At 32.9% G+C, this 24,642-nt stretch carries 19 protein-coding genes; 10 read left to right on the top strand and 9 right to left on the bottom strand.

All coding sequences use genetic code 11. The features are described 5' to 3' along the window. Positions 1–54: 54 nt before the first annotated feature. The 8 genes from HPY57_04340 (at position 55) to HPY57_04305 (ending at position 8,092) form a co-directional block, all read left to right on the top strand. Positions 55–1,362 carry a hypothetical protein gene (locus HPY57_04340; GenBank protein NPV11002.1) on the top strand — a complete coding sequence of 436 codons (1,308 nt, stop codon included), beginning with the start codon at positions 55–57 and terminating at the stop codon, positions 1,360–1,362. 217 nt (positions 1,363–1,579) lie between these two features. Then, complete coding sequence (locus HPY57_04335) at positions 1,580–1,807, top strand: T9SS type A sorting domain-containing protein (GenBank protein NPV11001.1); 228 nt, start codon at positions 1,580–1,582, stop codon at positions 1,805–1,807. A gap of 184 nt (positions 1,808–1,991) precedes the next feature. Next, positions 1,992–2,462, top strand: coding sequence for a methylated-DNA--[protein]-cysteine S-methyltransferase (locus HPY57_04330; GenBank protein NPV11000.1), 471 nt, complete (start codon positions 1,992–1,994; stop codon positions 2,460–2,462). A 495-nt stretch (positions 2,463–2,957) separates the two neighbouring features. Continuing rightward, positions 2,958–4,097, top strand: coding sequence for a DNA polymerase IV (gene dinB / locus HPY57_04325; protein ID NPV10999.1), 1,140 nt, complete (start codon positions 2,958–2,960; stop codon positions 4,095–4,097). A 204-nt stretch (positions 4,098–4,301) separates the two neighbouring features. Beyond that, entirely contained in the window at positions 4,302–5,015 is a 714-nt protein-coding gene (locus HPY57_04320) for a SagB/ThcOx family dehydrogenase (protein NPV10998.1), read from the top strand. A 153-nt stretch (positions 5,016–5,168) separates the two neighbouring features. Then, positions 5,169–5,546, top strand: a complete 378-nt coding sequence (locus HPY57_04315) for a YbaN family protein (GenBank protein ID NPV10997.1) — start codon at positions 5,169–5,171, stop codon at positions 5,544–5,546. 8 nt (positions 5,547–5,554) lie between these two features. Beyond that, on the top strand, positions 5,555–6,283 hold the full coding sequence (locus HPY57_04310) for an rRNA pseudouridine synthase (protein ID NPV10996.1): 729 nt from the start codon (positions 5,555–5,557) through the stop codon (positions 6,281–6,283). 48 nt (positions 6,284–6,331) lie between these two features. Continuing rightward, a complete protein-coding gene (locus HPY57_04305) occupies positions 6,332–8,092 on the top strand; it encodes a DNA polymerase III subunit alpha (protein NPV10995.1) in 1,761 nt (586 codons plus the stop codon). A gap of 334 nt (positions 8,093–8,426) precedes the next feature. Here the strand turns inward: HPY57_04305 and HPY57_04300 are convergent, their stop codons facing one another. From HPY57_04300 to HPY57_04290, 3 genes are all read right to left on the bottom strand, one after another. Next, positions 8,427–10,124 carry a hypothetical protein gene (locus HPY57_04300; GenBank protein ID NPV10994.1) on the bottom strand — a complete coding sequence of 566 codons (1,698 nt, stop codon included), beginning with the start codon at positions 10,122–10,124 and terminating at the stop codon, positions 8,427–8,429. Positions 10,125–10,649: 525 nt separating this feature from the next. Then, positions 10,650–10,934: a GIY-YIG nuclease family protein gene (locus tag HPY57_04295; GenBank protein ID NPV10993.1), complete on the bottom strand. Its 285-nt coding sequence runs from the start codon at positions 10,932–10,934 to the stop codon at positions 10,650–10,652. A gap of 360 nt (positions 10,935–11,294) precedes the next feature. Then, positions 11,295–12,050 carry an ABC transporter ATP-binding protein gene (locus HPY57_04290; protein ID NPV10992.1) on the bottom strand — a complete coding sequence of 252 codons (756 nt, stop codon included), beginning with the start codon at positions 12,048–12,050 and terminating at the stop codon, positions 11,295–11,297. 755 nt (positions 12,051–12,805) lie between these two features. Here HPY57_04290 and HPY57_04285 point away from each other — a divergent pair. Beyond that, the gene (locus HPY57_04285) at positions 12,806–13,972 is read left to right on the top strand and encodes a hypothetical protein (GenBank protein ID NPV10991.1); all 1,167 of its coding nucleotides are present in this window, start codon (positions 12,806–12,808) and stop codon (positions 13,970–13,972) included. Positions 13,973–14,065: 93 nt separating this feature from the next. After that, entirely contained in the window at positions 14,066–15,823 is a 1,758-nt protein-coding gene (locus HPY57_04280; GenBank protein NPV10990.1) for a hypothetical protein, read from the top strand. A 1,018-nt stretch (positions 15,824–16,841) separates the two neighbouring features. Here the strand turns inward: HPY57_04280 and HPY57_04275 are convergent. The 6 genes from HPY57_04275 to HPY57_04250 form a co-directional block, all read right to left on the bottom strand. After that, positions 16,842–18,485: an IS1182 family transposase gene (locus tag HPY57_04275; GenBank protein NPV10989.1), complete on the bottom strand. Its 1,644-nt coding sequence runs from the start codon at positions 18,483–18,485 to the stop codon at positions 16,842–16,844. 412 nt (positions 18,486–18,897) lie between these two features. Further along, positions 18,898–19,065, bottom strand: coding sequence for a hypothetical protein (locus HPY57_04270; GenBank protein NPV10988.1), 168 nt, complete (start codon positions 19,063–19,065; stop codon positions 18,898–18,900). A 286-nt stretch (positions 19,066–19,351) separates the two neighbouring features. Then, a complete protein-coding gene (locus HPY57_04265) occupies positions 19,352–20,140 on the bottom strand; it encodes an SDR family oxidoreductase (protein NPV10987.1) in 789 nt (262 codons plus the stop codon). A 15-nt stretch (positions 20,141–20,155) separates the two neighbouring features. Next, on the bottom strand, positions 20,156–21,643 hold the full coding sequence (locus HPY57_04260) for a dicarboxylate/amino acid:cation symporter (protein ID NPV10986.1): 1,488 nt from the start codon (positions 21,641–21,643) through the stop codon (positions 20,156–20,158). Between the two features lie 23 nt (positions 21,644–21,666). Then, a complete protein-coding gene (gene hemW, locus HPY57_04255; protein ID NPV10985.1) occupies positions 21,667–22,800 on the bottom strand; it encodes a radical SAM family heme chaperone HemW in 1,134 nt (377 codons plus the stop codon). 13 nt (positions 22,801–22,813) lie between these two features. Continuing rightward, positions 22,814–24,631, bottom strand: a complete 1,818-nt coding sequence (locus HPY57_04250; GenBank protein ID NPV10984.1) for a hypothetical protein — start codon at positions 24,629–24,631, stop codon at positions 22,814–22,816. Positions 24,632–24,642 lie beyond the last annotated feature (11 nt).

Raw genomic sequence — 24,642 nt, 5'->3', positions numbered from 1 at the left:
TTGTTACATTTTATCATTAAACAAATCATTATTGTAATTATTAAGGGGCAAAAAATGTCAGACTTTAACTCGTTGAAACAGAAAGCAGAACAACTCCGAAAGGAGAAAAAATTTCAGGAAGCTCTTCCGATTTATAAAAACTTATGGGAGAATTTTAGAGATGATTGCAATGAATGGATTGGTTGGGGTTATGCATATTGCCTGCAAAAAACAGGTCAATACAACGAAGGATTGAAAATAAGTCGAGAAGTTTATAAACATTATCCTGACTTTAATCAGATCAAAAATACTTACGCATGGTGTATCTATTACACAGAAATTAGACAAGATGAAATCAAGGACGAGGAAAAATTTTTAAAAGCAGCAAATGCAATAACGGAATTAACGAATCAAGATGACAAATTTTCTCCATACACAATCACCTGTTTCAAAGTAATCGATTATTTAACTGATAAGCCTAATTATAATCCCGATAAAATTTCTGAGTGGCTCGATAAATTAAATCCAGACAAATTAAGTGAAGCTGTTAGAAAAGTAAGTTCCCAGGATAACCCGGGAAGAGAAATAGCTTCGGATAAAGAGAAGTGGTATAAGACCAAGTCTGATATTCTCCTTGAAAAAGGAAAATATCGGGAATGTATTGAGTTATCCCAAAAGGCACTTAATATTTTTTCCAAACTTCATTATGGAAATGAAGTCTGGCTCAAAAGAAACATTGCACTCGCTCAATCAGGATTAAAAGATTATGAAGAAGCTTTCAACTTGCTTATGGATATTTATTCCACTAAACCAGAGTGGTTTATTGAAAAAGATATTTCGGAAATTTTATATGCCCAAAAAAGATATGATGAAGCTCTCAAGTATGCGGTTAAAAGCGCTCTTAACTTCGGTGAATCAAAAAGCAAAATTAAACTTTATGGCTGGCTGATAGATTTATTGAAAGTAAAAAAACTCAATCAGTATATTAAACCTCATATTGAATTAATCTATTCTATACGAAATAAACATAATTGGAAAATTGATAACAAACTAACTCAACTGGTTAATGAATATCAAATTAATGTCAATTCAATCAGAGATGAAGGAGAGATTTTAAAAGAGCTTAAACCACTTTGGGAGAAATTAAGATTTGAAGGACAAACACAATTGACAGGAAAAATAAAAAATATATTCGCCGATGGTAAATCTGGATTTATAGAGACAGATGACAAAAAAGCTTATTACTTTAAGGCAAAAGATTTTTTAAGCAAAAAAGAAAAACTAACTACTGGCAGAAAAGTTAGCTTCTATCTTGAGGATAGTTTTGACAGGAAAAAGAATCAGTTAACAAAATGTGCGGTAAATATAAAAGCTCTAGATTGAGCAAGATAGATAATAAGGTTTTTTTAATCTTTGCGATACTTGGTGTCTTCCTTGAAGATTTTGAGTTTCTGAAAATGCTTTCAGTTATTTCACCGAAGCTTTAAGATAGATTAAAATTATTGATTCCACAAAATTAATTTTTTGTTTTTCCTTTGAGGTTAAACTGAAATAAAAAAGACGATTAAAAAGATATTTGATTGTTTAGTTCTCCTTTAATTTGGAAACAGAGATAGAATTCTCGATTGCAAGTTCCGATTTCACAAATCTAAAGGTTTTTGATTTACTTGGGAGTGAAATAGCAACACTTGTGAATGAAACAAAGCAACCTGGAGAGTATGAAATAGAGTTTGATGCCAATAAATACAATCTAACTTCAGGCATTTACATTTATCAGTTAAAGTGTGGTTCGTTTGTTCAATCGAAGAAATTTGTTCTGATGAAGTGAAGTTTTAGCAATTGCAATTGATATAAATGAAATTAAGAGTTGCTCGCAATTGCATAAAAATTTATCTGCGTTAATCTGCGAAATCCGCGAGAGAAAATTAAAAACTAATATCCATAAAATTTCAAATTTCAATTTATAGCCTTCCCTAAACTAATTATTTTTGAGAAACAAAAAGGAAAATTTTATGAAAGACTCAATCGAAATTGCTTATTACAAATCTCCAATCGGCATCCTGAAAATTTCTGCTGACGAAAAAGGAATAACAGGAATTGATTTTGTGAAAAAAGAAGATAAATCAATTCAAGATTCATCCAGTAAAATTATTCAGGATTGCATCAAACAACTTGACGAATATTTTCAGGGCAGGAGAAAATCATTTGATTTAAAATTAAATCCTGCAGGGACAGAATTTCAGCGAAGAGTCTGGAAAGAGTTATTGAAAATTCCTTATGGAAAAACATTGAGTTATGGAGATATTTCCAAACGAATTAAAAATCAGAGTGCAGTTCGAGCGGTTGGACAGGCAATTGGCAAAAATCCAATTTCAATTGTAATTCCCTGTCATCGAGTAATTGGTAGTGATGGCAGTCTTACAGGTTATGCCAGCGGTTTATGGCGCAAGAAATGGCTGCTCAAACTTGAAGGAGTTTTATAAACCGCCTAATTCCAGGTTTGTAATTTAATCGTTTCTATTCTCGAGAGTATTAGAATTAGAAATAAAAATGAATGGTGAGAGATTGTTTTAGAATCAATACTGGACTGATAATTTACAGTTTATTAGAGATCTCGATATTACTTCAATTTATCTGCTAAATTATTCAGACATTGATTAAAATAAGTTTTTATAAGAAGAACAATTTGATAATGTCATCCTTTCAGGATTTTGGATTGTGGAGTGGTTGATTTTGATCTATAATAATTTCATCCTCTCAGGATTTTGTTTTCTGGTGTAAAATCTTTTTTATCATATTTTAAAACATTTCAAATGATATTTCAAAAAAGCATCAAACCTCAACGAGATGAAATTAATTATAGGGGAATTGCCAGATCCATTAATTAAAACTTTGAAAGAGTGAAATCATAACTTTCTCCTCTGTTTGAAAAAGAAATTTCTAATTCCTATATCATTCATTCTTAATCATAGATTGATATGATCTTTCATCTTGATTTAGACGCATTTTTTATTTCGGTTGAACGAATCCTTGATCCATCTCTTGAAGGCAAACCTGTAATTGTTGGCGGTGACCCAAAAGGACGCGGCGTGGTTGCTGCATGCTCTTATGAAGCAAGAGAATATGGACTTCACTCTGCAATGCCAATCAGAAAAGCATATCAGTTGTGTCCCAATGGAATTTACATTCGCGGTCATTACGATGAATATGTGCGTTTTTCGCGAGCCGTTAGGAAATTGCTTGAAAAATATTTCCCAGTTGTTGAACAAGCATCAATTGATGAATTCTACCTGGATTTTTCAGGCTGCGAAAGGATCTATGGTCATCCTTACTTTTTTGCTTCAAGAGTTCAAACTGAAATTAAACATGAGCTCGGACTCCCCTGTTCAATTGGAATTGCATCAAATAAATTTGTCGCAAAAGTTGCTTCCGATTATGCGAAACCACAGGGAATAACGTTTGTCGTACCTGGTCAAGAAGCAGAATTTCTTTCACCTCTTCCTGTGGAAGCAATGCCCGGCGTTGGTGAAGTGATGAAAAAAGAACTTAACACTCGCGGCTTTTATACAATTGGTCAAATTGCACAAACACCAAAATCTTATTTCTCTTTTATCTTTGGTAAATATGGCGAAATTTTACATGACCACGCCTGTGGAACTGGCTCAACTACATTTGATATAAATTACGAGCAAAAAAGCATAAGCCGCGAAACTACTTATCATACCGATACAACGGATGTTGAGTTTATCGAAAAAACTTTGCTCGAACTTATTGAAGATGCAGCACACTCATTAAGAGAAGAAAATTATCTTACGAGAACAATCGGAATTAAATTAAGATACTCTGACTTTGTTACAATTACTCGTACAAAGACAATCAGAGAACCAACTGATAACGACAAAATCATTTATTCTGTTGCCAGAGAATTATTTCACAAAGCTTACACAAGAAGAGTCTCAATAAGATTGATTGGTATTCATCTGTCTAACTTTGTTCTGTCAGTAGAACAGGTTTCTTTGTTCCCGTCACGAGAAGAAAAAGAGCGTCGAATTCTACGCATAATCGATAAATTAAAGTCAAAATTTGGCGAGGAAATTATTAAATATGGGGTGGCTTAGAATTTATTAAATCAGATTTTTATTTGAGATGATTTTACTCGAATTGTGAGCGCATTAATTTTATTTTAAAGATGTAATAAAAGAGATTTGATTGAAATTTTCATACTGCTTTAGCAGTATTTGTTTGGGTAGTGTGACCATTTATGGTTACGCTAATTAAAAATATTTTTGTTTTTGAAAAGACAGAAATAAGGAGGTCAAAAAATGAATTTTTCTAAACACAAATTTCTTTACGGTTTTTTGTTGATTTTATTTTTTCTAACAACACTTTTATTTCTAAAACCTGCAGAGATTAATGGGGAGGATAAAATGAATTTGCAAAAAGGAACAATTACGCTTCCTGCACCTCAGATAAAAGGTAAAATATCTCTTGAAGAAGTTCTTAATAAAAGAAGATCTGTTAGAGAATACAAGAACGATGCGTTATTGCTCAATGAAATTTCCCAATTGCTGTGGTCGGTACAGGGTATTACAGAAAAGAATTGGGGTTTGAGAACAGCGCCGTCTGCAGGAGCTTTGTATCCGCTTGAAGTTTATGTAGTTGTTGGAAATGTGAGAAATTTAGAAGCTGGAGTTTATAAATACATTCCAGAGACCCATTCATTAACGAAGGTTATCGATGGCGATCAAAGAAAAGCTCTTTACAACTCAGCATTGCAGCAGGAATCAATTATTAAAGCGGCAGCAGATTTTGTGATCGCGGCGGTTTATGAGAGAACATCTCGTAAATATGGAAACCGTGCAGAAAGATATGTTCACTTTGAAGTCGGACATGCTGCTCAAAATTTGCTTTTACAAGCAACAGCTTTGAATCTGGGTGCTGTTCCAATTGGTGCATTTTACGATGAAAAGGTGAAAGCGGCTTTGAAACTTCCGGAGAATGAGCAGCCGCTTTATATAATTCCAGTTGGGAGATAAGGAGTGTCTAAATTACTGTTAAACTTTGAGGAATTGCGATAGGTCTGATTTACAATATTGTTCTCACATTCAAATACACTAAATTAACAATATTGTTAACTTTTTATATTTAAGCTTAAAACTAAATTTTACATCAAAGTGGAATAACTAAAAATGACAAAACTCAAAAAATATTTACTGATGGCTTTTGGATTAGTCTTTGTTTCAATTGGATTAATTGGAATTTTCGTTCCCGGTTTACCGACAACAATTTTTATGATCTTAGCAGCTTACTGCTTTATCAGAAGTAATGAAAAACTTTATAACTGGGTTATAAATAATAAAATTTTTGGTTCAAAGGTTAAGCACTTTATTGAAACCAAAACAATTCCATTACGCGGAAAAATTCACTCCATTTCAGCAATGTGGCTAATGGTAATTCTGTCAATCATTTTTTTGAACGCAAGTTCGATTGTTAAACTTATAATTGCACTTGCTGCTCTAATTGGAACAGTTGTAATTTTATCTTTTCCAACTGCAAAAGATATTTAAGCTAAAGTATGAACGAGAATAAAGTTGTATCTCTGCCGAGGGCATTATCGAAACTGGGTTATTGCTCAAGATCAGAAGCGGTAAAATTAATCGAAGCAGGAAGGGTTAAAGTAAATTCAATTGTTTGTAGAGATTTAAGATTTAGAGTGAAACTGACGAAAGATAAAATTGAAGTCGATGATAAGATTATCAAGCCAAAAGAGTTTACTTACATTATGCTCAATAAACCTCGTGGACTTGTCACCACTGCTAAAGATGAAAAAAACCGAGATACAGTTTATAAATGTTTTGAAGGTCATAGCCTTCCGTACATTTTTCCTGTGGGGAGATTGGATAAAGCGAGTGAGGGACTTTTACTTTTCACAAACGATACTCATTGGGCGAACAAAATTTTAGATCCAGAAAATCGAATTCATAAAACATATCATATTAAACTCAATCGAAAGGTAAACGATGATTTGGTAAGTAAAATTAATTCTGGAATTAAAGATAAGAATGGAGAAATTTTCGAAGTTGTCTCAGCAAAAATCTTAAGAGAAGGAACAAAAACCTGCTGGCTCGAAATTGTACTTGACGAAGGAAAAAATCGACATATCAGAAGAATTTTTGAAAGCTTGGATATCGAAGTTTTGAGACTTGTTCGTGTATCAATCGGGAATTTGAAGCTTGGTGATTTGAAGAAAGGAGAGTTCAGAATTTTACAGGAAAAAGAAATTGAATCAATTTTTGAAAGATAAACATAAGCATTTAATTCAATAACAATTCCGCTGAATTTACTTTCAACTATGTTCATTCACCTTCACACACACTCAAATTATTCTTTTCTGACCGGCGCGATAAGAATTGAAGAGCTGATTGCTCAAGCAAAAAAATTTAATATGCCCGCAATTGCTCTGACCGATACCAACGGAATGTATGGTTTGATTGATTTTGCAAAGCTCGCTCAAGAAGAAGGAATTAAACCAATTTTAGGTGTCTATCTAAACGATCCAATTGATCCTGAAATAAATTCGGTTCTACTTGCAAAAAATCGAAACGGATATTCAAAAATTTGTAAAATCATTACCGAGAGACAACTGAATGAAAAATTTTCTTTGATTGATAAACTTCTTAATTATTTCATCAGTGGTGAGAGTGATCTTTTCATTTTGACTTCCTCAATCAAGTTGCTCAAAAATCTTAAAGAGAAAGCTGGACAGATAAAATTTAAAGATTTGTTTATCGAGTTATTTGCAGTCTCGAAAAATAATCCTGAGTATCAACTTATCAGGAAAAAAACTCGCGAGCTTTACAATTTTGCAATTGAAAATGAACTTGAATTTGTTGCAACCAATCCAGTCTTCTTTCTCCAGCCTGAGGATTATTTGCTTCACAAAGTTTTAATCGCAATTAAGTTCAACACAAATCTCTCACATATTGACTATTTGCTCAAAGAGCGAATCGAATCTTTAATTGAAAGAAAAAAGTCTGATGCAGATTCGAAAAAAATAGGCAAAAGTAAATTTTCGGCATTGAACGATTTGGGAAAGCAAATTCTTTACACAATTGCCAATCCAGAAAACTATTTTAAGTCACCAGAAGAAATGAAAAATCTCTGGCGGGCATTACCTCAAGCTATTGAAAATTCCTATCGTGTTGCTGAGCAATGTAATGTCGATCTCGAATTTGGAAAATACAAACATCCAAAATTCCCGCTGCCGGAAGGTGAAACTTCTTTCTCTTATCTGTGGAAAATTGCCTTCAGAGGACTCGAAGAGAAATACAAACCAATCACTCAGCAGGCTGTGAATCGATTGCAGGAAGAATTGAGTGTTATTGAGCAGCTCGGCTTTGCAGATTACTTTTTGATTGTGTGGGATATCGCTCAACAAGCAAAACGAATGAATATGATGATGCTCGGTCGTGGTTCTGCTGCGAATAGTATTGTAGCTTATTGTCTGGGACTTACTCAGGTTGATCCGCTTGAACATAATTTATTCTTTGAAAGATTTTTGAATCTTGGAAGAGCTTCACCGCCAGATATTGATTTAGATTTCTCATGGAAAGAAAGAGATGCAATTGTAAAATATGTTTTTGATAAATATGGAGAAGATAAAGTTGCAATGATTTCGACAACTGTAACTTTTAGAGCTCGAAGCGCATTCCGTGAGGTTGCAAAAGTTTTTGGATTAAGTAATTCAGAGATTTCTGAGTATAGTCAATTTATTCCCTGGACAAGCGCTGAAAATCTCCCTCAACTTGCTGAGAAATTTCCGGAGGCTCGTCATTTGAAATTTGATAATCAATTGATGCAGACAATTGTAAAAATTGCTCAGCGTCTCGCTGGTTTCCCGCATCACTTGAGTATCCATCCTGGTGGAATTGTAATTTCTCCAGAACCAATTACTAACTTTACTGCTCTTGAATTTGCTGAGAATAAAGGACTGGGTCTTATAATCACTCAACCTGATATGTATCCAATCGAAGATCTTGGTCTGGTAAAGATTGATCTTTTGAGTCAGAGATCTCTTGCTGTGGTGAAAGATACAATCGAGAAAATTAAGTGAAATCAGATTTTTGAAATGATAATTACGAGTATGATTTCGTTTTCGATAAATTCAGTATGACAACAAAATGTAACCCTGAGTCTGTCGAAGGAAATGTCATCCTGAGTTTTTGTAAAAGGGTGATTGTAACTTTTGAAATTGTGCGTTTACTCGCTGTCGTACTTCGATAAACTCAGTATGACAGCGGAAATTTTAGGTCACCCTGAGCTTGTCGAAGGAAATGTCATCCTGAGCCCCGACGAAGGATGACCCTAAAGAATTTATTAATTTTAATTAACGTCAGGCTTCGACGAGCTCAGCCTGACAGTGAAAATGTCGCCCTGAGCTTGTCAACTCAATAATCATTACACAATTTTTTCTGACTTACTTTTTGTGAAAAGTAAATCAAAATCAAACTCACAATTAAAATTAAAGTACTGCTAATAATGAAAGGTGTGTATTTCAAGTTCAGATTTTGGGTTGAATTGAAAAAATAATCGTTAACGGGATAAATTAGAGTTGCTATCAAAAAAACTAAATAAACCAGATTAATCAAAAAGGAAATCGTCGCTCCTTGAGATGAAGCTACTTTGACTGGATTCTTCTCACCAAATGAAAGAAAATACATTCCCATTCCAAAATTCAAAGCTGATAGAGAAATGGCAACAAAAAAGATATTTATACTTGATGTAATCAAAAGCATATCAAATTTTTTAATTGGTATGTGTGAAAAGAAATTCAAAAGTTCTGCAATAATAACCGTTAAAAAGGTTATCGGTAAAAATTTCACAAGCAATAATTTTTTAATTGAAATCGGAGCTGATTTTATTTTCCATAATGCTTCAGCTTCTATACTTACGATTGGATATAAAAATCTTAATGAAATCGATGAGATCAAGAATGAATTAAAAATAAAAACAATAAGATAAGTCACGGTCTGAAGAAACGGCAGTGCCTGAAAAAGATTAACCTTTGAAATACTCGCAATAAAAATTAAGATCAAAAATAAGATTACACTCAGATGAAACCATTGAGCAGGTTCACGGAAAAATTGCCAGAATTCTTTTTTCAACAAAACCTCTGTTTGTGCATCATAAAATGAATTTTTGCTGAAACTAAAGAAACCAGAATTCTTTATATCTCTGCTTCGTTCAAGACTTCGCTGTGCTTTAAGTTCGAGTGATGTTAGATATGATCTATGGTATAAATTTAATCCTGTAAGAATTGCGAGAATAACTACCAATGCAAAAACGAGAAAAATCATCAACACATATTGTAATGCAAGAGAATTATTGCCTTTCACGAACCAGTGAAGCGATTCAGCAAACCAGTGATTTGGCAGATAAATCGAGAAGAATGGATCAAGAAAACTGAAATCAAAATTTAAATTTGGATAATATCTCATCACTTCATTTACAAGTCTGCGTGGATTGGTGACTTTGAAAAATCCATAAACACTTGCGAGGTAAACGATCAATACTATCGCAATAGTTGATTTAAGACCAATTTTCTTTGCGAGTTGAATTAAAATCAAAAGTAAAATTATTCCAAGGATTGCTGCCGTGAATACAAATGGCAGGAAGATTAGAAAGATAGAGATAAAGTAAAATTCAATACCGAGCTGGAAGTAAGAACCATAACCAAATAAAACGGCACTTCCAAGTAATAAAAAAGTTGGAGAACTATATAGAATACTTTCAAACATCTTGAAGACAAAGATCTTAATGTAATGCACGGGCTTTGTCATCAGGTGATAGACTTCATTTGATTTGAAAATCATAGAATAAGCGACCACGATATTGCCCGCATTGATTGAAAAGAAAAAGACAAATAAAAGCATTGAGACAAAACGATGAAGCAAAAATAATCCGATGTGAACCTCTTCAAGCAAATAACTCAGGATTGACTTTGTAAAAAGAAATGTTCCGTACCCAAAACCAATGAAAATGAGTGATGAAATAATCCCTCGAATTTTTGCACTTCTTGATGAAAATCGATTGATGTTTAAGAAACTTATGATTTTATATTTAAGAATGTGTAGAAGTTCGTTCATAATTATTTAAACTGTATTTATCTAAAATGTCAGGTTTCAATACACTCACGATATCTTTAGTTTTTCGTTGCTATATAGAATTTATCAAAGTATAGCTGAATTTTTTTAATACAAATGTCAGGCTGAGCTTGTCGAAGCCTGACAGCAATTAAAATTAAAACATTCTTTAGGATCATCCTTCGTCGGGGCTCAGGATGACATTTCGCTGTCATACTGAGTTCATCGAAGTATGACAGCGAGTAAGAACATAATTTCAAAAAGTGAAGTCATCCTTCGACAAGCTCAGGATGACATTACCTTCGACAAGCTCAGGATGACATTTCGCTGTCATACTGAGTTCATCGAAGTATGACAGCGAGTAAGAACATAATTTCAAAAAGTAAAGTCATCCTTCGACAGGCTCAGGATGACATTACCTTCGACAAGCTCAGGATGACATTTCCTTCGACAAGCTAAGGATGACATTACGCTGTCATACTGAGTTTATCGAAGTATGAGAGCAATTGCATAGATCAACAAACAAAATTATTTTTTCTTTTTAGAAAGAGCTTTCAAAAGTTCAAAATCACCTTTTATCAAAGCTTCTTTCTTTTTTCTACTCCAACCTTTGATTTGTTTTTCAAATCTAATGGCTTCGTTTACATCAGTAAAACTTGCAGTAAAAACAAGTTCAACGGGTAATTTTCTACTTGTGTAACCTTTCATTAAGCCATTTTGATGCTCATACAATCTTCTCTGTAAATCATTCGTTATTCCGATATAATAACTGCCATCTGAACATTTAAGTATGTATACAAAAAACTGTTTCATAAGTTTTTATTAGTGTTTATTAAGATCAAATGTCAGGCTGACATTTCGCTGTCATACTGAGTTTATCGAAGTATGACAGCGAGTAAGAACATAATTTCAAAAAGTGTAGTCATCCTTCGTCGGGGCTCAGGATGACATTTCCTTCGACAAGCTAAGGATGACATTACGCTGTCATGCTGAGTTCATCGAAGTATGACAGCGAGTAAGAACATAATTTCAAAAAATAAAGTCATCCTTCGACAAGCTCAGGATGACATTTCCTTCGACAGGCTCAGGATGACATTACCTTCGACAAGCTCAGGATAACATTTCGCTGTCTTATAGAATTCATCAAACCAAGACATAAAAAAGTTCAAACTTTCAAAAGCGATTATCGGTATTACCTGTTGCAGGATTCTCACGAGTTAGTTCAATAAATAGTTCTTCAAGTTTTCCATCGTGACTTTCTTTGAGTTCCTTTAAGATATTTGTCTGGCTCTCAAAAATTAACTTCCCGTTTTTTATGATCGCAATTCGGTCGCATAGTTCCTCAGCAATTGAAAGTAAATGTGTTGACATAAAAACGGATGCACCTTTCTTTGAATAATCTTTTAAAATTTTTTTAACAATAAAAGCACTATGTGGATCAAGCCCAACAATTGGTTCATCAATTACAATGACGGAAGGATTATGGATTAATGCCGATGCAATTGCTATTCTTTGTTTCATTCCACGAGAATATTCTTCGGTCAGTTTGTTCATCCATTCAGATAATTCAAATATTTCTATTAACTCTTCAATTCGCTTATGTAAAAATTTTTTATCGAGTTTGTAAAGTCCACCGCTGAAGTAGAGATATTCAAGTCCGGTAAGTTTATCATAGAGATATGGTTCGTCGGGAATGTAACCGATTTGCATCTTGGCTTCTATTGGATTTTTTTGAATGTCAATCCCATTTATAAAAATTTTGCCTGATGTTGGTGTATAGAGTCCAGTGAGCATTTTGATTGTGGTAGTTTTACCGGCGCCATTTGGACCAAGAAAACCAAAAAATTCTCCAGATTTAATTTCAAGATTGAGATTATCAACGGCTGTAAATTCTCCAAATTTCTTAGTTACATTTCGCAGTGATATCATTTTACACTCAAATTTTGATTGATTATAATAAATAATTAAAAAGCAATCAAAGACATTTTTAGTTTTAATTAGCAACAAGTCGTCATTCAAAAACGAAGTATTTAATCAAAAAGAGTAAAATTTTTGTAATGGATTTGTTCTGATAATAGTTGATTCAAGCCAATAAGGAGATTGTTAAAATTTATAATCAAAGATATATCTGGGAAATCAGTAAACTATAACATTGATTTTGGGTTAAAGTAGTTCAAATTATTTTGATTTAAATTAAAAGGTCATATCTCTGAGGTTCGTTTTTTACATCTTAAATATAATTCAAAATACAAACTATCGAATTAAATTGGCGGTCAGATTTTTGTTACAAAATATTATTGTCTAAGCTCGTTTAAAAAACTTGATACTGTTTCTCGAGTTTTAGTGATTTCTATAATATAATGCAGGGTGGTAGTATTTGACTATTGTTAAAAAAATAATAAATTCATTTGGAAACAAAAAGGAGAGTAAAATGACAAAAATTAAATTTACATCACTTCTGGTTAATATATATAATATATATGCCTCTTTAATTCCTCCATACTCTTATCTCAGACGCCACTGAAGACAGTAAATATAAACGGTCAGCAAGTTATGGTTGCTGCAGATGAATTATGTGTAAAGTTAAAGGCAAATGTTTCTGATGCAACTTTGCAAAGCTATATTTTACAATATAACAGCAAGAAAAAACTTATTTATCTTAAATAATATTGGAGGGGGAAATTATGAAAGCATTAAGGATAGTCACAGTATTAATAATAATTTCATTTTTAGGGTGTAATTCAGAAACACCAGTTCAAGAAGGAAATGTTTTTCCCAACCCTCCTGCCCAAAAAGGGGAGATTGATTTGGTTGGTTTTAGTGGTCAATTTATAGAAGCAGTTGCCGTTAATCCACAACAACCCTGGAACATAATCGTTTCTGCCGGCAGTCCAATTAGAAAAGTTTTTGTTAGCAGAGATTATGGGAATAACTGGAATGTTACACTTGATTCAATAAGATCAAGGTGTATTGTATGGGATCACAAAAATCCATCTGTTGCCTACTTAGCAAAAAATGCTGGAATGATCTTTGAAAATTTTCTTTCTCCCTTTCTACTTAAGACTAATGATTATGGAAAGAGCTGGACTGGAATAGATAGTAATATCTACTTAATGGATAAGCATATTACAACCATAGCTATTGATTATTTTGACCCAAATTATATTTATTTAGTCGCAACTGCTAATAAATATGATATGCCATCCGGCTTGGCAGCCGACGGAAGATTGTATAGTTCATCAAATGGCGGAAGGTCTTTTACTGATTCCATTGATTTATCAATGTATTATAGTTTTGGGGATTATGTTCTTGTTCAAGATTTTGCAACGAGTAATTTATATAGTGGGGTATTGTTCGCAGCTATTATAAGCGATTTTGATGATAATGATTTAGCAATTAGTTCAGATTTTGGAAATACCTGGGTTGCCAAAAATATAGTAGATAATTGGTATTCTGATCTAATTCGAATATATAATGAGATGGTTGTATTAAAAGTAATTAATATACCGCTGGCAAATAAAGATTTTGATTTTATCATAGATTCGAGCAGAGTATTGATAAGTAGCGATTTTGGTTTATCTTTCAAAATGGTTGACCCGAATACATTAGATTATTCGAAGGTAAATGATTTATTATTGACACCAGAGGGATATATAGTTTTTACTGCCCATTTGAAATCTGATCCATCAAAATGTGTAATATATATTTCCAGGGATAGGGGTCAAACCTGGTCAAAATTAACTTCAGATACAGATAGAAAAACATTTTTAGCTTATGATTTTAAGAACAAGTTTCTGTATTTTGTTAAAAATAAAGAGAACAAGGGGCTTTATCGAATTAAATTACAATAAAGATTTTTTATCTTTTGAGGGCTAACAACTCAAAGGTTAGCCCTTATTTAAAATTTAGTAATTCTACCCTGTTAAAGAACATAATAGATAATTATGATTTCCTCTAATCCAAAAATCTTCAAGCTCTTCCCTGCTCTAATAAAAACAAAAGATTTTGATATTTACAACTTTCAGAAAATTTTCAACGACGAAGAAACTAAACGAATAATTAGAGAAGGGCAAACCATTGGATGTTTTTACATTGAGTCTCCAGGAATGCGTTCGCTTCTTAAGAAAATGAAATCCGATACATTTGAAATGTTAACCGCTATTAGTTCAGTTATTCGTCCCGGAGTTGCCGAAAGTGGAATGATGGCTGAATTTATTGCAAGACATCACGATCCCTCACGAAGAAAATATCTGGTCCCTGAACTTGAACCTCTTCTCAAAGAAACCTATGGAGTAATGATTTATCAAGAAGATGTGATAAAAGTTGCTCACTATGTTGCGGGACTTTCACTTGAAGAAGCTGATTTGCTAAGAAGAGCTATGAGCGGAAAAATGCGTTCATACGAAGCTATGCGGAAGTTGAAAGATAAATTCTTCGAGCATTGCTTAAAAAAATATTCAGAAGAAGTTACTGCTGAACTCTGGCGTCAAATTGAATCTTTCGCTGGATACGCATTCTGTAAAGCTCACAGTGCATCATTTGCTTTACTTTCGTTTCAAAATGCTTTTCTGAAGGCACATTATCCAGCTGAGTTTATGTCTTCTATTCTCACCAATCAAGGCGGGTATTATTCAGCTGCTGTTTATGTTCAGGAAAGCAAAAGGCTGGGGCTCAAAATTCTTCTTCCAGATATTAATGAAAGCGAGATTGAATACACAGGAAAAGATGACTGGATCAGAATTGGTTTGATGGCAATTAAAAACCTTTCCCACTCATCAATGGAAAAAATTGTCAGCGAGCGAAAGAAAAATGGGAGATACAAATCTTTGCGGGATTTTGTCCAGAGGACTGGAATTGGTTATGCCGAGTGTTCAATTTTAATTCAATGCGGAGCTATGGATTGCTTTGCTGAACAGATATTCAATGGTTTGAGAAAGATAGGTTTTCCTTATCAGGTGAAATATTCAAATAAACTTGAACTTTTGAAAACTTCTCAAACAAAAACAGACGAAAGATTGTCAAATGATTCTTTTGTTCTTTATGCTCGTCCAATTCTAATGAGATTGCTCGATATCGAACTCCATCGAAAAAAATTAAAAGATAATCAGACTATTAATCTATTCGAAGATGATAAGTACTTTGAAGAACTGCTGAAGATTATTGGTATCAATAATGTGAAAAAATATTCCATTGCTCAGGTTTGTAAGACTGAATATGAAACATTTGGTTATATGGTAAGCCGTCATCCGCTCGAGTTTTATTCAAAGTTTGTGAATGATCCTTCCATTACTCCTGCCGAAGAATTGCCGTTGAATAAGGGTCGTAAGGTTAAAGTTATTGGCTGGCTTATGACATCGAAAAGAATTAGAACAAGAAAAGGTGATATAATGAAATTTCTATCACTTGAAGATTTGACTGGAACTTTTGAAGCTGTAATCTTTCCGAAAGAGTATGAAAAATATGCGCCGCTAACTCTCTCAATGGGGCCATATTTAATTGAAGGATTTGTTGATAATGAGCTTGGAGATACGGTAACTGTGAAAAAACTTTCAGTTATAAATTCAAGAATTGCGATGAGAACAAGTCAGATTGACGATGCCGAAAACATTTATAAAAACACAGAGAAAATACTTAATGAAGAGTTTAAGATGATCGAAGAAATCGCTGATGATATGGTTTTCAAACAATTGGTGAATTTTTGATGGAGTAAAATTTAATGTTTCTACTTGTTGACTTATTTCTATGAACTCAGTATCACAGCGTAATGTCGCCCTGAGTTTGTGGAAGATAATTTCATCCTTTCAGGATTTTGTTGTTTTATATTTAATTGTTTTTCTATAATAATTTCATCCATTCTGGATTTAATTCTAGGTTCCCTTTAATAATTAACAATTAGATTACTATTATTTTTTTAATCATCAACTCCGAAGGAGTTGAATTTGATTAGCCCCGAGTTCAACTCGGGGAAATAAGTTCAAAAAAAATTCAACCCTGAAAGGGTTGAATTTGGGTTAATATTTTTTTGATGTCTGATCTGCAATTGAATTTTTAAGATCGTTTAGAACAATTTCTTTTATAATTTAACACCTTCATAGTTCTTTGATTTTTTGTTCCTATTTACCCCCAATGCAATTGGGGGCTATTCACATTAAACCCCTGTGGGGTTTTTATATTCTTTTTTTATTCACCTACATTCAAATTCACTGTCATTCGTATCAAGCCATTATGAGTTTATTTAAATTTGGCTCTTTTCATTAGTCCAATATGATTTGTGACCATTAACTTTGAACTTCTTTTTGTTTATTTTCTATTACCGCAAATTTTAATTTCAATTATTTCAAACAAATATCTTTTCGAATAATTCATTAATAAATTAATTCAATTAAAAGATCAGCAACCCACAACCACGAAGTGGTGAAATTATTGTAGAATTCAATTTGCGATGAAAATATTAAAACTCCGAAGGAGTGACATTTTAGGATCAATGATAAAAATATCACAAATCGAATATTTCAATCGTGTATTCGTTTTGAAATAATGTCATCCCTTCAGGATTTTGTCTTTTGTTGTGCCTTCAATTTTTTCTATAATAATTTCGAGCCTGTCCAAAAAGTAAGTTTTTCAGATCAAAAATGTTGAAGAAATTACATTTGAAACTCTAAAAATATGAGGAGAAAAAAATACACCTTTAAGAGGCTGTTTCAAAATTTGCTAATCTCTTTAATTATATGCAATACAAACTAAATTAAATTCCTTTTTAACCTTTTCAATTCCTCGTCTCAAAAACTTTCTAAATCCCATAGCATCTTTTATAATACCAAATACACTCTCTACTTCATAATTCCGCCGTTTTCTTAACCTCTTTCCCTCTTCTGAAGTTAATTTATTAAAAGCTTCTTCTTTATATCTTTCAAATTTTGTGTTTAACCTTATCTCTTTATAATTATTATTTGATTTTATGCACTCCCATCTGAAACTGCAACTTATACAACTATTACACCTATATACACGATACTTCTTTTTATGTCCATCTTCAACTTTACTCTCTTCATCTCTTATATATCTTAATTCTTTTCCCTCGGGACATATAAACACATCCAAAGCTTTATCATATTTGAAATTGTCTCTAACAAATCCCTTAATTGGTCTTTTATTCCCTTTCTCTTCTTTATTAAATGTATTATACTTCAAATACCCCTCTATACCTTCTTTTTCTAAAAATTCATAATTCTGTTCTGAACCAAATCCACTATCTCCTACCACTCTCTCAGGCTTCAATCCTCTCTTAAGTAACTCTTCCATATGTTCCTTAAATCCCTTTGCCTCTGATAACCTTCTACATACTGTTCCATTTATTATAAATTGATTCTCTGTCCCTATCATTACCATATAGGCCGGTTCAACTCCCTTTGTCTTTAAGCTCGTAAATGTCGCATCCAAATCTGTCTTTGAACAACTATTTCGATCTTTTAACACTCTGAGATATTCATCATATATCTTCTTCTTCTCTACAAACTTATTAATCTCTCTATTCAAACTTTTTATCTGTCTCCTTCGCTTGGCTCTATCTCTATCTAATCTTTTATTAACCTCCTTTTGACTATCTATCCCTTTGACTATCTTACCTATTAATTTATTTAATCTCTCTATACTCTCTTGTTCTTCTTCTGATGTTAAATCCTTTGACCACTCTCCAAGTTCTTCTAAATCTCTATCACCATAAATTGAGTTCTCCTCTTCGATTAGTTTTATCATCTCTTCCATTCTATCCTTTATCTTTAATTCTATCCTCTCCCTATATCGTTCAATATTCTTCCTCCATACATAACTATGCTTATTTGCATTTGCCTTAATGATCGAACCATCTACAAAATATTCCTTCATATCAATGTATTTACGCTTAATTAAATATATTATTACCTCCGTAAATATCTCTGTAAGAACTTCCCCAGTTAATCGATTTAATATAAAATAACTTATTGTCCTGAAATCAGGTTTATTATTAGCTGCTAACCACATAAAACAAATATTCTCTCTTAGTGCTTTAGCTATTTGTCGAACTGAATATATCTTACTTACAAATGAATATATTACAACTTTTAACATCATCCTCGGATCGTATGCACTGGCTCCTCCTCCTTTGTATGTCGCCTCCAAAACCTTGATGTTCATATTTTCAACTATCCGATTGATTACTCTCACTATGTGTTTTGGAGGAATTAACTCATCAAGTGATGGCGGTAACAACTTCAGCTGTGCCTGGTTATATTCCTTAAATACCTGTCGACCACCTTTCTTCTTCTTCCTTTTTCTCATTTCTGAAATTCCTGTTCTCCAAATAGAGAATCCATCATAATTCTTCACCTAAATTTTTCTTTTTTCCCTTTTTATAAATATTTCTTTTTGCATACTTAATATAAATTCATTTTTCGTGCCAACTTTTTGGACAGGCTCTTTTTTGATTTACCTGTATTTATTTTTCTTTAATAATTTCATCCATTCTGGATTTAATTTCTTATGCGTCACATAATTCTATCTACAAATAGGTCGTCGCTACGCGACTTTTATTTTTGGCTGTTCAAAATTTTTCCTACAAATAGGTTTTTGCTACGCAACTTCAATTTGTTCTGAGCTTGTTAATTATTTTCTACAAAGAGGTCGTCACTATACGATTTCTTTAAAAAATTCAATTAGAAATTTTAGACGATTTACTTTGAAATAAAATACCATTAGTTGTTTGTTTTAATTTAACTTAAAAAAGCTTCGTAAAAGCGACCTATTTGTAGTAAGGAAAACAAACAAAAAATACAAAAGCTCCATAGGAGCGACCTATTAAAATTTTGTTTAAAGGAAATGTCATCCTGAGCTTGTCGAAAGAAATGTCATCCTGAGCTTGTCGAAGGATGACTTCACTTTCTGAATTTGTGTTCTTACTCGCTGTCATACTTCGATGAACTCAGTATGACAGCGTAATGTCATCCTGAGCCCCGACGAAGGGTGACTTTAATTTTTGAAATTATGTTTTTACTTGCTGTCATACTTCGATGAACTCAGTATGACAGCGGAATGTCATCCTGAGCCCCGTCGAAGGAAATGTCATCCTGAGCCCCGACGAAGGGTGACCCTAAAGAATGTTTTAATTTTAATTGCTGTCAGGCTTCGACAATCTTAGCCTGACATTAAGAAGAGCTTTTACTCTTTCTTCGATAGTCTCAATCCAAAAAATAAAATTAAATTGACTTTATATACCCGCCATCGATAAAAATCGTTTGCCCTGTGATGTAGCTTGCTTTCTCTGAGGCAAGTAACGCAACTAAACTTCCTACCTCTTCCGGCTTACCTAATCTACCCATCGGAATATCCTGAGTGTAACTTTTCAAAATTTCTTCGTGACTTTTACCTGTAAGTTTTGATTGTTCTACTGCAAGATCATAAACTCTTTTTGTTAAAGTGTATCCAGGTGCAACATTATTTACAGTTATTCCAAATGGTGCAACTTCATTTGATAAAGTTTTTGCATAACCAATCACTGCATTCCTTAATGAGTTTGAAAGAACAAGCCTTTGAATTGGTTGTTTGACAGTCACAGAAGTTATGTTTATAATTCGACCAAAATTATTTTTCTTCATTTGATCGATTACAAGATTTGTGATTCGAATTACAGAAAGTAAAATCTCTTGATATGCATTATTCCAATCATCCTCAGTAAAATTAAAAATATTGTTTGAAGGAGGTCCGCCGCAATTATTTACAACAATATCGATTGAACCGAGAGAGCGAAAAGTTTCTTTCACAAGTTCTTCAATATCCTGTGGATTTCTTAAATCACATTTGAACCAATGGACATTGGTACCGAAATTTCGAATTAATTCATCTGCTGTCTGAATTAAATTTTCAGAATTTCTTGAACAGATCATCACATTGCAGCCTTCGGCAGCCAGAGCTTCTGCACAAGCTTTTCCAATTCCTTTGCTCGATGCTGTTACGAGAGCATTTTTCCCTTTTAATTCGAGTTCCATTTTTCCTCCAGAATTTTAAGCTTCTGTCAAATCAATTTTTTGTATTTGATTTTCTGATCTGGCTACTACAACACTCACCGCTGCATCACCTGTAATATTTGTGATTGTTCGACACATATCAAGAATTCGATCCACACCTAAAATTAAAGCAATTCCAATTTCAGGAATATGAACTGCTTTTAAAATTATTAAGAGCATTATAATCCCAACTCCCGGGACCGGTGCTGTCCCTATAGATGCAAGAACTGCTGTAAAAATAATTACCAGTTGATCACCGAGACTTAAATCCATTCCAAAAACTTGAGAAATAAAAACAGCAGCTACTCCTTGATAAAGAGCGGTTCCATCCATATTAATTGTTGCACCTAAGGGAAGAGTAAAGCTCGTTATGCTTTTTGGGATACCAAGATTTTCTTCACAACATTCCATATTCACTGGCAAAGTTGCAGCACTTGAACTTGTTGTAAAAGCCACAAGCTGGGCTCTTCGAATTCCCTTGAAAAATATTTTTGGACTGAGCTTACCAAAGAATTTTACTAATCCGCTATAGATAAAAATTGTATGAATAATTAATCCAGCAAGAACTGTAAATATGTACCAGAATAAAGTTTGAAGAATCTCAAAACCGAATTCTGCAACTGTTGCCGAAATTAGAGCGAATACTCCGTAAGGTGCAATTTTCATAATCAAATCAACAAGCTTAATCATTGCATCGCTAAATCCATCAAAAAATTTTATTACAGGTTCGGATTTAGCTTGTGAAAGCATAGTAAGTGCTAATCCTACCATCAAAGCAAAGAAAACTATTTGAAGCATCTGAGCATCAGCAAGAGCTTTGAAAATATTTCTCGGTACAAGATTTACAATTTGATCTACAATATTAAACTCAATTTTTGTTTGAACTTTTTGCGCCACTTCTGTTTGATAAGCCGTAACAAGCTCTTCTTTAGTTTGAGGATTTAGTTGTTTTCCTGGCTGGATTACATTACCAAGTACTAAACCAATAGTAATTGCGATTGCAGTTGTAAGAATATAAATACCTATTGTTTTACCACCAATGCGAGCAAGTTTCTTTACATTTCCAAGACTTGCAACCCCAACTATCAATGATGCAAGTACAAGTGGAATCGCAATCATATTTAATAAATTGATAAAGATTGTTCCTACTGGTTTTATTTGAGTTGCAATTGTCCCTGCCTTTTTGATTTCTTGAATGTTAGAATAACTTTTCTCTCTTGTAACTAAAACCAATCGCTTCTTTTCGGTTTCGCTTAACTGGTTAAATCTCTGAATTATTTTGTTTTGATCTTTTATGATTTCTTTATTACCATCAATTATAAACTCTACGATATCAAATTTTATTATTTCGCTTTTTTGAACTCCCTCAGATTGGTAAACTATTTCAACTTTATTTTTGTCGATGTGAAAAATTCCACCGAAGATTGCGCCAAGTATCAATCCAAGTATAATTTGATTGTATAGTTTTAGTTTAATTTTTTTCATAGAAAACCTTTGTGAGTTGGTTATCAGAGCATTAATTGTTCACAAATTTCATCAACCAGCAGGTAGCCTTTCTTGGTGAGCCGAAGCATATCATTTTCTACAATCACAAATCCATTTTCAATTAATTCTTTAAAAAATCTTTCTTCATGTTTGAGCAGATTAATATTGAATTCTTCTTCAAGTTGTTTGAGGTTAATTCCGCGGCTTCGCAGTCCAAGATAAATCCGTTCGTTATAAATTTCAGTCGGATTTAAAAATTCTTCATCCTTTATAGCGTGTTTTTGCTCGTTAACCTTTTCGATATATCGAGAAATGTTTCTGAAGTTGTGCCAGCGTCTATTATCCCACAGTGAATGAGAAGATGGTCCAAAACCTAAGTAGTTAATTCTATACCAATAATTTAAGTTATGAATTGATTCGTAACCGGGCTTCGAAAAATTTGAAACTTCGTATTGAACAAATCCATGCTCAGGTAAAAAGTCCATTGTGAATTCATACATATCTGCGTCCTGCTCAATTGATGGCAGATAAATTATTCCTTTCTTTGATTGGTAGTAAAGACTTGTGCCTGGTTCAAGAGTTAGACTATAAGCTGAAATATGTTTGATTGGCTGTTGCACTGCTATTTTAAGATTTTCTTTCCAGTCATCTAAAGTTTGACCTGGAATTGAAAACATAAGATCAATGTTGATGTTCTCGAAACCAGCTTTTGCTGCTGTTTCAATACTTTTTAGAGCGGTTTTACTGTCATGATCTCTTGTTAAATATTTTAGATCTTCATCATTAAAAGATTGAACGCCGATGCTCAATCTGTTTATCCCAATTGAAAGAAATTCTTTAAGTTTCTGTTCGTCAATTGTATTTGGATTCGATTCAATTGTAACTTCAATGTCTTCAGGATACTTAAAGATTTTTGTTAATTTTTGAACGATTTGATAAAGGAACGACGGTTCAACAAGTGATGGGGTTCCACCGCCAAAGTAAATTGTCTGTAAATATCCTTTATCATGATAAATCTCAGCAAAGTAATCAATCTCTCTAAGCAGGGAGTAAAGTAGCGAACCTTTTTTATCGTGTTTAATTACGACATAAAAATCACAGTAATTGCATTTCACATTACAAAATGGAATGTGAACATAAACTGAAAATGGTTTCAAGTTTCCTCCACAATTAATATAAACTTTCCAGCTTGTCCCGCAGCAGATACCAGGTATTGTAGGCAAGAGTGTCGGGATTCAATTTTACCATTTTATTTCCGTTATGATAAACGAAAAGATTTTTTGAATCGCTCAAAAAATTATTGAATTCGAACTTAGCTGAAAGCAAATCTTTGCTGTCCAGAGTTGTTTTAAGAATTGTTCCTGTGAATACAGGCAATTTATAATTTTTCCCGACTTCAAGTTTGGGATAAACTCGTGCGACCTTTGCGAAAATATTATCTAACCATCCTTGCGAATTTGTTTCAAGCAAAAAAGATTTTTCACTTAATTTTTTGATCTTCATATCACCATTAAAGCTCGAAAGGGGATAAACAGAAATTTTAAAGTCTTTAGTTACTTTTGTTATGTCGTTCAAATAGAAAGTGTAAACAATCGAAGGGGTAGTTAAATAATAAATGTTCTTTGTTTCGTCGTCAATAAGAGCATTAGCCTGATTAACAGTTGAAGTAATTCTTTTGAATTCATCTTTAAATTGATCTGGAAATTTCAAGCTAAGGTAAAAAGCCATAACGATTGTCGAAAGAATTAAGTAGTATCCAAAAATATTCCCAATAAATTTTATGCCTTTTGGATTGTTAGGGAAGAAATGTTTTTTTAAGATATTGATATTCAGTATTAAATAAGCAATTAAAAAACTTCCAAATACAAATGGGAAATAAATTAGTCTTTCTGATGGAACGGTAATTAATTGAGGAAGCAGAGAAATTGTAAACAATAAAAAACTGTAATGAATCATTCGTGTTTTCCAATAGGGAACAAGTGAAATTGAAAAGATAATGTAAAGCAAAATCCCCAGAGCCATAAAACTATAAGTCAAATTTTGATTAAAAATCACAAATCCAAATGGAACATTAGTTAATAACCCGACTAACATTGTAGGTAATCCTGTTACAACATTTTTTATATAATCATAGGGGCGCTTGAATGGATCAATGTACATTAGATTATTTATACCAAAACCTGAAAGTTTATAGAAAGCAAGGAAAAAGATTAATAACAAGAAGTGATAACGCCAGTATTTTTCGTTCTTGATTAATAAAATCAGTTTGTTGAAAAATCTTTTGAATATGTTTTTTTCCTTCCTCTGAGACTCGAGTAAGATGAATTCATATAAAATGATTGCAATCGGACCAATGACAGCTGTTTCCTTACAAAGTAATGAAATGAAAATAAAAAATTTGGAAAGTCGGCGATGAAGTTTCAAACTGGTTTCACGATGTTTGACATGATAATACAATCCAAGATTTATGAATAAAACAGCCAATAGATCTGTATTTGTTGAAATCCATCCAACCGTCATCGAATGATCTTCAGAGATCAAAAAGATGAGCGAGGCAAGGAAGGACGGACTATACATTTTTGAGAATTTGTATAGAACAAGAAAAACGGATAAAGATACAAGAGTGTGAAGAAGTATAGAAAAAAGATGAAGTATTAAAGCTGAATGCGTTTCGTCAATCCAATAAATCAAACTGAAAAAGATTGAAGGAAGAGGCCGGAAGAATTTTGCTTTTACATTTTCATCCTTCCACCAGAGGTTTTGAAATGTTTCATAATCTTTTATATCAATCGACCAGAAGCCGGCAATTGGGTATTTGAATTCTTTGGATTTTAAAATAGAAATGAAAAAGTAATCATCTGCATAATATTCGTTTGTGATGTAGGGATGATATAAAATGAAAGCGATTACTAATTGTATAATGAAAATTTGAAAATTAGTAAGTCTCTCAGGTAAGATTGATTTTAATTTTGTAAAAAGCTCTCTCAATTTCTCACTGC

The sequence above is a fragment of the Ignavibacteria bacterium genome (genome assembly GCA_013177855.1).
Classification (GTDB): domain Bacteria; phylum Bacteroidota; class Ignavibacteria; order Ch128b; family Ch128b; genus Ch128b.
The sequence above is the reverse complement of the archived record's forward strand: the minus strand, read 5'-3'. Positions and strand labels throughout refer to the sequence as shown.

Excerpts from the sequence above, each read along its gene's own strand:
- HPY57_04305 (NPV10995.1), top strand. The coding sequence starts at position 6,332 with ATGTTCATTCACCTTCACACACACTCAAATTATTCTTTTCTGACCGGC.
- HPY57_04265 (NPV10987.1), bottom strand. The coding sequence starts at position 20,140 with ATGGAACTCGAATTAAAAGGGAAAAATGCTCTCGTAACAGCATCGAGC.
- HPY57_04280 (NPV10990.1), top strand. The coding sequence starts at position 14,066 with ATGATTTCCTCTAATCCAAAAATCTTCAAGCTCTTCCCTGCTCTAATA.
- HPY57_04260 (NPV10986.1), bottom strand. The coding sequence starts at position 21,643 with ATGAAAAAAATTAAACTAAAACTATACAATCAAATTATACTTGGATTG.
- HPY57_04320 (NPV10998.1), top strand. The coding sequence starts at position 4,302 with ATGAATTTTTCTAAACACAAATTTCTTTACGGTTTTTTGTTGATTTTA.
- HPY57_04300 (NPV10994.1), bottom strand. The coding sequence starts at position 10,124 with ATGAACGAACTTCTACACATTCTTAAATATAAAATCATAAGTTTCTTA.
- HPY57_04315 (NPV10997.1), top strand. The coding sequence starts at position 5,169 with ATGACAAAACTCAAAAAATATTTACTGATGGCTTTTGGATTAGTCTTT.
- HPY57_04270 (NPV10988.1), bottom strand. The coding sequence starts at position 19,065 with ATGACAGCGAGTAAGAACACAAATTCAGAAAGTGAAGTCATCCTTCGA.
- HPY57_04290 (NPV10992.1), bottom strand. The coding sequence starts at position 12,050 with ATGATATCACTGCGAAATGTAACTAAGAAATTTGGAGAATTTACAGCC.
- HPY57_04340 (NPV11002.1), top strand. The coding sequence starts at position 55 with ATGTCAGACTTTAACTCGTTGAAACAGAAAGCAGAACAACTCCGAAAG.
- HPY57_04285 (NPV10991.1), top strand. The coding sequence starts at position 12,806 with ATGAAAGCATTAAGGATAGTCACAGTATTAATAATAATTTCATTTTTA.
- HPY57_04295 (NPV10993.1), bottom strand. The coding sequence starts at position 10,934 with ATGAAACAGTTTTTTGTATACATACTTAAATGTTCAGATGGCAGTTAT.
- dinB (NPV10999.1), top strand. The coding sequence starts at position 2,958 with ATGATCTTTCATCTTGATTTAGACGCATTTTTTATTTCGGTTGAACGA.
- HPY57_04310 (NPV10996.1), top strand. The coding sequence starts at position 5,555 with ATGAACGAGAATAAAGTTGTATCTCTGCCGAGGGCATTATCGAAACTG.
- HPY57_04330 (NPV11000.1), top strand. The coding sequence starts at position 1,992 with ATGAAAGACTCAATCGAAATTGCTTATTACAAATCTCCAATCGGCATC.